This window comes from Pseudomonas sp. PF05 (genome assembly GCF_056521845.1).
This window is the reverse complement of the sequence record NZ_JBWLPW010000026.1, coordinates 53,883-61,852: the sequence shown is the minus strand read 5'-3', so window position 1 is coordinate 61,852 and position 7,970 is coordinate 53,883. Positions and strand designations below refer to the sequence as shown.

9 protein-coding genes are annotated in these 7,970 nt (G+C 58.8%); 1 reads left to right on the top strand and 8 read right to left on the bottom strand.

Going from position 1 to position 7,970, the window contains the following annotated elements; genetic code table 11:
- Window positions 1–104: 104 nt before the first annotated feature.
- The 6 genes from msrQ to AC09SL_RS27785 all read right to left on the bottom strand — a co-directional run bounded on the left by msrQ (window position 105) and on the right by AC09SL_RS27785 (window position 6,084).
- Window positions 105–725, bottom strand: coding sequence for a protein-methionine-sulfoxide reductase heme-binding subunit MsrQ (msrQ, locus tag AC09SL_RS27810; RefSeq protein WP_058542138.1), 621 nt, complete (start codon window positions 723–725; stop codon window positions 105–107).
- A complete protein-coding gene (msrP, locus tag AC09SL_RS27805) occupies window positions 725–1,738 on the bottom strand; it encodes a protein-methionine-sulfoxide reductase catalytic subunit MsrP (RefSeq protein WP_058542139.1) in 1,014 nt (337 codons plus the stop codon). Before msrP ends, msrQ begins: the two co-directional genes overlap by 1 nt.
- Window positions 1,739–1,813: 75 nt before the next feature.
- Window positions 1,814–2,659 carry a CDP-diacylglycerol--serine O-phosphatidyltransferase gene (pssA, locus tag AC09SL_RS27800; RefSeq protein WP_058542140.1) on the bottom strand — a complete coding sequence of 282 codons (846 nt, stop codon included), beginning with the start codon at window positions 2,657–2,659 and terminating at the stop codon, window positions 1,814–1,816.
- Between the two features lie 144 nt (window positions 2,660–2,803).
- Window positions 2,804–3,820 (bottom strand): ketol-acid reductoisomerase, encoded by a 1,017-nt coding sequence (ilvC, locus tag AC09SL_RS27795; protein WP_003185459.1) that lies wholly within the window; start codon window positions 3,818–3,820, stop codon window positions 2,804–2,806.
- 45 nt (window positions 3,821–3,865) lie between these two features.
- Entirely contained in the window at window positions 3,866–4,357 is a 492-nt protein-coding gene (gene ilvN, locus AC09SL_RS27790; protein ID WP_057450890.1) for an acetolactate synthase small subunit, read from the bottom strand.
- Window positions 4,358–4,359: 2 nt separating this feature from the next.
- On the bottom strand, window positions 4,360–6,084 hold the full coding sequence (locus tag AC09SL_RS27785; protein ID WP_003205612.1) for an acetolactate synthase 3 large subunit: 1,725 nt from the start codon (window positions 6,082–6,084) through the stop codon (window positions 4,360–4,362).
- Between the two features lie 401 nt (window positions 6,085–6,485).
- Here AC09SL_RS27785 and AC09SL_RS27780 point away from each other — a divergent pair, with 401 nt between their 5' ends.
- Window positions 6,486–6,908 (top strand): DUF4124 domain-containing protein, encoded by a 423-nt coding sequence (locus AC09SL_RS27780; RefSeq protein ID WP_058542141.1) that lies wholly within the window; start codon window positions 6,486–6,488, stop codon window positions 6,906–6,908.
- A gap of 6 nt (window positions 6,909–6,914) precedes the next feature.
- Here the strand turns inward: AC09SL_RS27780 and AC09SL_RS27775 are convergent, their stop codons facing one another.
- Both AC09SL_RS27775 and AC09SL_RS27770 read right to left on the bottom strand, forming a co-directional pair.
- Window positions 6,915–7,244, bottom strand: coding sequence for a YqcC family protein (locus tag AC09SL_RS27775; RefSeq protein ID WP_058542142.1), 330 nt, complete (start codon window positions 7,242–7,244; stop codon window positions 6,915–6,917).
- Entirely contained in the window at window positions 7,244–7,963 is a 720-nt protein-coding gene (locus tag AC09SL_RS27770) for a tetratricopeptide repeat protein (RefSeq protein WP_058542143.1), read from the bottom strand. Before AC09SL_RS27770 ends, AC09SL_RS27775 begins: the two co-directional genes overlap by 1 nt.
- Window positions 7,964–7,970: the final 7 nt, after the last annotated feature.

Genomic DNA, 7,970 nt, shown 5'->3' with positions numbered 1-7,970 from the left:
TTTCGAAACTTACTTAACTCATTGAATCTCAAGGAGTTTTCCGTTTCGACTGCGCCGGAAGTGGGGCGAATTATAGACTTCCAGAATCTGCCGTCAACCCCTAATTACGCTTTTGTTGCAGAAGGCACTTTCCTGCCCAGTAAACGCGGGATCCGGCGCATAACTGGCGGGACTCTTAGCATCAACAGTACGGCCCCTATGAAGGCGTATATCGCCCACTCCTTCAGATCCGCCCGCACGATCCACAGCATATGCAGCAACCCAAGCCCCAGAATCAGATAGACCAGGCGATGCAATTTCTTCCAGCGCACGCCAAGCCGCCGCTGACTGTAGCGATTGGATGTAACCGCCAGCGCCAATAGGCCAAGAAACCCAAGGGCCCCGACAATAATGTAAGGCCGTTTGCTCAGCTCGACGCCCAACTGCGACCAGTCGAATCCCAGTATGAACGCCGCATACCCACTCAAATGCAGCACCACATAAGCAAAGCACCACAACCCCAACTGCCGCCTGACCGCAATCCACCCCGCCCATCCCGTCAGCTTTTGCAGCGGTGTCATGCTCAAGGTGATCAACAGCAGGATCAGCGTGCCCAACCCAAGCCGATCCACCAGCACCTTGCCCGGGTCAGGACCCAGCGAGTTCATCAAGGCCTCGTAAAGCCAGAACAGCGGCCAGACTGCCGCCGCGATGAAAACGCTAATTCGCCAGACTGGAAAACGCATCAGTAGTCCTTCCTCAGGTCCATCCCTGTATATAAAGAAGCGACTTCATCCTGATAGCCGTTGAACATCAACGTATCGCGAACATTGGGACTGAACAGCCCGCTTGGTAAACGACGCTCATGCGCCTGGGTCCACCGCGGATGATCAACCGTCGGATTGACGTTGGCATAGAAACCATATTCGTCAGACGCAATGCTTTGCCAAGTCGTCTTCGGCTGCTCGCTCACCAGACTGATACGTACGATGGACTTCACACTTTTGAAACCGTATTTCCATGGGACCACCAACCGCAGCGGCGCGCCGTTCTGGTTCGGCAACTCCCGTCCGTACATTCCCACCGCCAGAATGGCCAGCGGATTCATGGCCTCATCCAATCGCAAGCCTTCGACATACGGCCAGTCGATCAAGGCGAAACCGGAACGCTGCCCCGGCATGACCTTGGGATCCTGCAGGGTTTCGAAGCGGATGTACTTGGCCTTGGAGGTCGGCTCAACCTGCTTGAGCAATGCAGAGATGGGGAAGCCAATCCACGGAATAACCATCGACCAGGCCTCGACACAGCGCAATCGATAAATACGCTCTTCCAGTTGATATGGCTTCATGAAGTCTTCCAACCCGTAGCGTCCCGGCTTGCCCACCTCCCCGTCCACGACCACGCTCCAGGGCTCGGTCTTCAACGATCCAGCATTGGCTGCCGGGTCTCCCTTGTCGGTTCCGAACTCATAGAAGTTGTTGTAATGGGTTGCGTCCTTGAACGGCGTGATGGGCTCATTCTTGACCGTGATCGCACCCCATTGGACTGAAGGCAGTTTCTCGGCAAACCAGGACGGCGCCTTGCCGGGCTCGACATCGGCATAACGCGCCGCATCGGCAGCACTGGCCCATTGAGGCAAGCTGCTGACGGCGAGGCCAGCCAGGGTTGCACCGAGCATTTGCCGACGGGAGAGATAGAGGGATTCGGGCGTGACGTCCGATTCACGGCAGTCGGAGGACTTGGGGATCTTGATCAGCATAAAAACTCCGCAGTATTGGAGGGCAGATGCACCAATAGACTGCGGAGTATGGGTGAAATTACATTAAGGCAACGTTTAGCGTCGGCGAAGACGCAACAAGTATTGCACCGGTCCGGAGGCGGCATAGCCCAGGAACACCAACAGCAGGATACGCGGTGGATCACTGAACACCACTGCGAACACCAGCACCACCGCCAGAATCGCCACGAACGGCACACGGCCCTTCAGGTCCAGCTCCTTGAAGCTGTTGTACTTGATGTTGCTGACCATCAGCATCCCGGCCGCCGCAACCAGCAGCGCCACCAGGAACGACATTTTTGAACCCTGGATCCCGTAATCGCTGAATGCCCAGACAACGCCTGCCACGACACCCGCCGCGGCCGGGCTGGCCAGGCCGATGAAGTAACGTTTGTCGGCCTTGCCGACCTGAGTGTTGAAACGAGCCAGGCGCAACGCCGCACCCGCCACATAGACAAAGGCAACCATCCAGCCGACCTTGCCCATGTCCCCCAGCGCCCAGCCGAACGCCAGCAAGGCGGGAGCCACACCAAAGGCGACCATGTCGGACAGCGAATCGTATTCGGCGCCGAACGCGCTCTGGGTATTGGTCATGCGGGCCACGCGCCCGTCCAGACCATCGAGCACCATGGCGACGAAGATCGCAATGGCGGCGAACGCGAAGTAACGGCTCGCCCCTGCGCTATCGCCAGCGCTCAAGGCAGCCTGGGCACTCATGGAGTTGATGATGGAATAGAAACCGGCGAACAGGTTCGCGGTGGTGAACAGGTTCGGCAGCAGATAGATGCCACGATGCCGGACCTTACGGCCTTCAGCGTCATGGCCTTCTTCGACGTGTTCATCGATGGGCAACAGGCTTTCGGCGTCAGGAGCCTGGTTTGGCTCGTCGGGACGTTCGCTCATGGACAATACCTTGCAACGGTGTGAAAAATTCGACAGATGTCTGGGACGACGGTTCGCCCGCAAACGATGCAGCTTTATACCAGAAGCCACCGCCCAAACGAAAAAACGCGGCCGAAGCCGCGTTTTTTCGATCAAGCTCGCGACTTAGTTCTTGGCTTTGTCGACGATCTTGTTGGCACCGATCCACGGCATCATCGAGCGCAGTTGCTCGCCGATGATTTCGATACCGTGGGCGGCATTGTTACGACGCTTGGCGGTCATCGAAGGATAGCCGGTAGCACCTTCGCTGATGAACATCTTGGCGTATTCGCCGTCCTGAATACGTTTCAGGGCGTTGCGCATGGCCTGGCGGGATTCGGCGTTGATGACTTCCGGACCGGTCACGTACTCGCCGTATTCGGCGTTATTGGAGATCGAGTAGTTCATGTTGGCGATACCGCCTTCGTACATGAGGTCAACGATCAGCTTCAGTTCGTGCAGGCACTCGAAGTAGGCCATTTCTGGCGCGTAGCCTGCTTCAACCAGGGTTTCGAAACCGGCTTTGACCAGCTCCACGGTACCGCCACACAGAACGGCTTGTTCGCCGAACAGGTCGGTTTCGGTCTCGTCCTTGAAAGTGGTTTCGATGATGCCGGTACGACCGCCGCCCACGCCAGCAGCGTAGGACAGGGCCACGTTCTTGGCATTGCCGGACGCATCCTGGTAGATCGCGATCAGGTCAGGGATACCGCCGCCTTTCACGAACTCGGAACGCACGGTGTGACCCGGGGCCTTCGGCGCGATCATGATCACGTCGAGGTCGGCACGTGGCACGACCTGGTTGTAGTGGATCGCGAAGCCGTGGGAGAAGGCCAGGGTGGCGCCTTTCTTGATGTTCGGTTCGATTTCGTTCTTGTACAGCGCCGATTGGAACTCGTCCGGGGTCAGGATCATGACCAGGTCGGCTGCAGCAACGGCAGAAGCCACGTCGGTCACTTTCAGGCCGTGGGCCTCGGCCTTGGCAACGGTGGCCGAGCCTTTACGCAGGCCGACAGTCACGTCAACACCGGAATCTTTCAGGTTGCACGCTTGGGCGTGACCCTGGGAACCGTAGCCGATGATGGCGACTTTCTTGCCCTGGATGATCGACAGGTCGCAGTCTTTATCGTAGAAAACTTTCATGAATTTCCTCTCTATCCGGCCGTTCAGGCCATTCGCAAATTTGGTTTAAACGCTCAATACTTTGTCGCCACGGGCAATCCCGGTGACGCCACTGCGTACGGTTTCCAGAATCGAGGCAGTGCCGATCGATTGAATGAAGCTGTCAAGCTTGTCGCTGGTACCGGTCAACTGAACGGTATAGACGCTGGCGCTGACATCGACGATCTGCCCACGATAAATATCGGTAGTGCGTTTGATCTCGGCGCGCTGGGCGCCGGTGGCCTTGACCTTGACCAGCATCAGTTCACGCTCGATGTGAGCGCTTTCCGACAGGTCCACCAGCTTGACCACCTCGATCAGCTTGTTCAGGTTCTTGGTGATCTGCTCGATGATTTCATCGTGCCCTACGGTGGTCAGCGTCAGACGCGACAGGGTCGGGTCTTCGGTTGGCGCCACGGTCAGGCTTTCGATGTTGTAGTTGCGCTGCGAGAACAGGCCCACAACACGAGACAGAGCACCCGGTTCGTTTTCCAGAAGCAGGGAAATAATATGTCGCATGATTAGGTACGCTCCGTCTTGCTCAGCCACATATCGCGCATGGAGCCGTCTTTGATCTGCATCGGGTAGACGTGCTCGCTGGTGTCGACCGCAATATCGATCACCACCAGGCGATCCTTCATGGCGAACGCTTCCTCCATCTTCGACTTCAAATCCTTCGATTCGGTGATGCGCACGCCAACGTGACCGTAGGCCTCTGCCAGCTTGACGAAATCAGGCAACGATTCCATGTACGAGTGCGAGTGACGGCTGCCATAGCTCATGTCCTGCCACTGGCGAACCATCCCCAACACACCGTTGTTCAGGATCACGATCTTCACCGGCAAACCGTATTGCAGGCAGGTGGACAGTTCCTGGATGTTCATCTGGATGCTGCCCTCGCCCGTGACGCAGGCGACATCAGCCTCTGGAAAGCTCAACTTGATGCCCATGGCCGCCGGAAAACCGAAGCCCATGGTGCCCAGGCCGCCGGAGTTGATCCAGCGGTTGGGTTTGTCGAACTTGTAGTACTGCGCAGCGAACATCTGGTGCTGGCCCACGTCGGAGGTCACAAAAGCATCGCCCTTGGTCACTTCGCACAGGGTTTCGATCACGGTCTGCGGCTTGATCACACTGCCGTCACCCTTGTCATAAGGGAACAGCCCACGATCGCCGCGCCATTCATCAACCTGCTTCCACCAACTGGCCACGGACTCCTTGTTCGGAACCTCGCCGATTTCCTTGAGAATGGCGACCATTTCGGTCAGCACGCTCTCTACAGGACCGACAATCGGCACGTCTGCCTTGATGGTCTTGGAGATGGACGCCGGGTCGATGTCGATGTGGATGATCTTGGCGTTCGGGCAGAATTTCGCCGGACCATTGATGACGCGGTCGTCGAAACGTGCGCCGACCGCCAGGATGACATCGGCGTGGTGCATCGCCAGGTTGGCGGTATAGCTGCCGTGCATGCCGAGCATACCGATGAACTGACGGTCGGTGCCCGGGAACGCGCCCAGGCCCATCAGCGTATTGGTGACCGGCAGATTGAGCATTTTCGCCAGTTCGGTCAGCGGCGCGGAGCCACCGCCGAGGATCACGCCACCACCGGAGTACAGCACAGGGCGCTTGGCCGCCAGCAGCATTTCGGCTGCCTTGCGGATTTGCCCGGAGTGGCCGCGTACGGCCGGGCTGTAGGAACGCAGCTTGGCTTTTTTCGGGAAGATGTATTCGAACTTCTCGGCCGGGTTGGTCATGTCTTTCGGGACATCGACCACGACCGGGCCCGGACGCCCGGATTCTGCCAGGTAGAACGCCTTCTTCATGACTTCCGGGATTTCCGACGCGTGCTTGATCATGAAGCTGTGCTTCACGATCGGCCGGGAGATACCGATCATGTCGGTTTCCTGGAATGCATCGGTGCCGACCATGGTGCTGGGCACCTGGCCGGAGATGATCACCATCGGGATGGAGTCCATGTACGCGGTGGCGATACCGGTGATGGCGTTCGTGGCGCCTGGACCGGAAGTCACCAGTACCACGCCGGCCTTGCCGGTGGCACGGGCATAGCCGTCAGCCATATGGGTGGCCGCCTGCTCGTGACGAACCAGGATGTGAGTCACTTCCGGTTCTTTGAACAGGGCATCATAGACATGAAGAAGAGCACCACCGGGGTACCCGTAGATATATTTGACGCCTTCGTCACGCAAAAAGCGGACGAGCATCTCACCGCCAGATAAAAGCTCCACGTTGTTCACCTCTAAAACGCCAGAATACCGACCCACAAGAAAGGGACGGGTCTTAATAGGTTTACTTCTCGGCAGAGCATGAGCGACGGTGGTCGCCGACTACGTCAGCACTGACTGAGCAAGTATTGGGATCGTCCCAAGTGTTGCGGGCCTTTCCCACCCAGCGCGAGGTAACGCGTTGCGGGTGTAACAGGTCGGCGCGGATGTGCGCCTCATGATCTGCCGAGTGGGTCTGCTTCTGGCAGTCCCTCTACAGCGGACTTTGGATTCTTCTGTTTCGCCTCCTTCAAGTCAAGTCGTCTATGTGCTTTATTCGAAGTAAGCGCATGAGAACGCAAGAAAAAACCTTTAAACGGCAACTGTGTTAGCTTCAATTGCGCAACCCATGACAAGGAAACAGCATGCGAATGATCTTCTTGACGGCCAGCCTGCTGGTTGGCCTGAGCCCGATGTGCATGGCCGGTCAGATCTACAAATGGGTGGACGCCCAAGGCGTTACCCACTTCAGCGCCCAGCCGCCCGAAGGCACGGAGGCCACAACCGTGATCAAGTCCGCCCCGCCTCCCGCCAAACCGGCGGCACCGCCGTCTGGCGGGGTCATTGGCGACCAGAAGGCCATCGACCAACAGGTCAAGAAAGAGATTGCCGAGCAGCAAGCCCAACTCAAGGCGTTCTGCGAACAGGCCCGGACCAACCTGGCACAATTGCAGAACAACCCCAGGGTTCGCGAAGACGTGGAAGGAGAAATGCGCCGCCTCACCGATGAAGAGCGGCGCCTGCGGATCGACGAGACCCGCAAGCAAATCGAGGAGAACTGTCAGTAACGTCGGTCAGCCGGCGTTGCTGATCAACTGATCGAACTGCGCCAGCAGCCGCTGCAACTCCATCCCCTGCCCTGGCCGCTGGGCATAGACCATCTCGGCCATGGCAAGGATGCCCGAGGCGTTGGGCAGCGGCAGGTCGTTTTCCAGGATGGCTTTCATCCTGGGCAGGAAAATCCATTGCAGCCATTGCTCGAAGTCCAGGGTGTCGACCGCGAACGGCTCGACACTGGCCAGTGCCTGCGCCGAAGGCGAAACATCGCTCCACCAGCCCTGGACCCGCAGTTCCCGCTCGATCAACAGCAACTGATCGGCGATCTGAGGAAAACGCGTATCCATCAGAGCGAAACCTTGGCCTTCTGACGGGCCAATGCCGCACCAGCGGAATCGCCCTGTTTCTCACGGGCCTGAGCGATCAATTCCCACAGGCTGGCCTGAAGTGCCGGGCGACCACTGGATAGTGTCAGGCCACGACGGGCCAGCTGTTCGGCTTGCGGCGCATCGCCCTGGGCCATGCGCACCTGGGCCAGGCGATAAAGCACCTGGGGTTCGCGCGGTGCCACACGCTGGGCACGCTCCAGGCTGGAAGACGCACCATTGAGGTCGCCGCCGGCCTGTTGCTGTTGCGCCGTGGTCAGCAGGGCCAGCACCGGGCCGTCCAGTTGTTCATCGGCGGACAAACCACCGGCTCCTGCCGACGGGATGCTGCTCGGCGTCGAAGGCATGCTGTAGCTACCCTGATCGATCGGCGAGGTCTCGATAGGCCCCGGGATGATCGGGCCCGGCGTGATCGGCGTGCCACTGATCGGCGCCGAGGTCGTCGCGCCGCCACCAGGCACCATCACGACGACACCGGTGTCGCCCTGCGGGATTGCCTGGACCTGGCCCTGCGCCGGCCGCTTCACTGTCGTTTGACGGAAACCGCCGTTGGCCGAGACGCGCTCGCTGTTGGACACAGCGGTGCCGGAATCAACGACCGGAATCGAACCGCGTTGTACGGTAGAGCAACCACTGAGCAAAGCCACGGCCGTTACCGCTGGAATCAACCACTTGTTCACTTGAAGC

Coding starts and splice junctions, on each gene's coding strand:
- msrQ (WP_058542138.1), bottom strand. CDS start 725: ATGCGTTTTCCAGTCTGGCGAATTAGCGTTTTCATCGCGGCGGCAGTC.
- msrP (WP_058542139.1), bottom strand. CDS start 1,738: ATGCTGATCAAGATCCCCAAGTCCTCCGACTGCCGTGAATCGGACGTC.
- pssA (WP_058542140.1), bottom strand. CDS start 2,659: ATGAGCGAACGTCCCGACGAGCCAAACCAGGCTCCTGACGCCGAAAGC.
- ilvC (WP_003185459.1), bottom strand. CDS start 3,820: ATGAAAGTTTTCTACGATAAAGACTGCGACCTGTCGATCATCCAGGGC.
- ilvN (WP_057450890.1), bottom strand. CDS start 4,357: ATGCGACATATTATTTCCCTGCTTCTGGAAAACGAACCGGGTGCTCTG.
- AC09SL_RS27780 (WP_058542141.1), top strand. CDS start 6,486: ATGCGAATGATCTTCTTGACGGCCAGCCTGCTGGTTGGCCTGAGCCCG.
- AC09SL_RS27775 (WP_058542142.1), bottom strand. CDS start 7,244: ATGGATACGCGTTTTCCTCAGATCGCCGATCAGTTGCTGTTGATCGAG.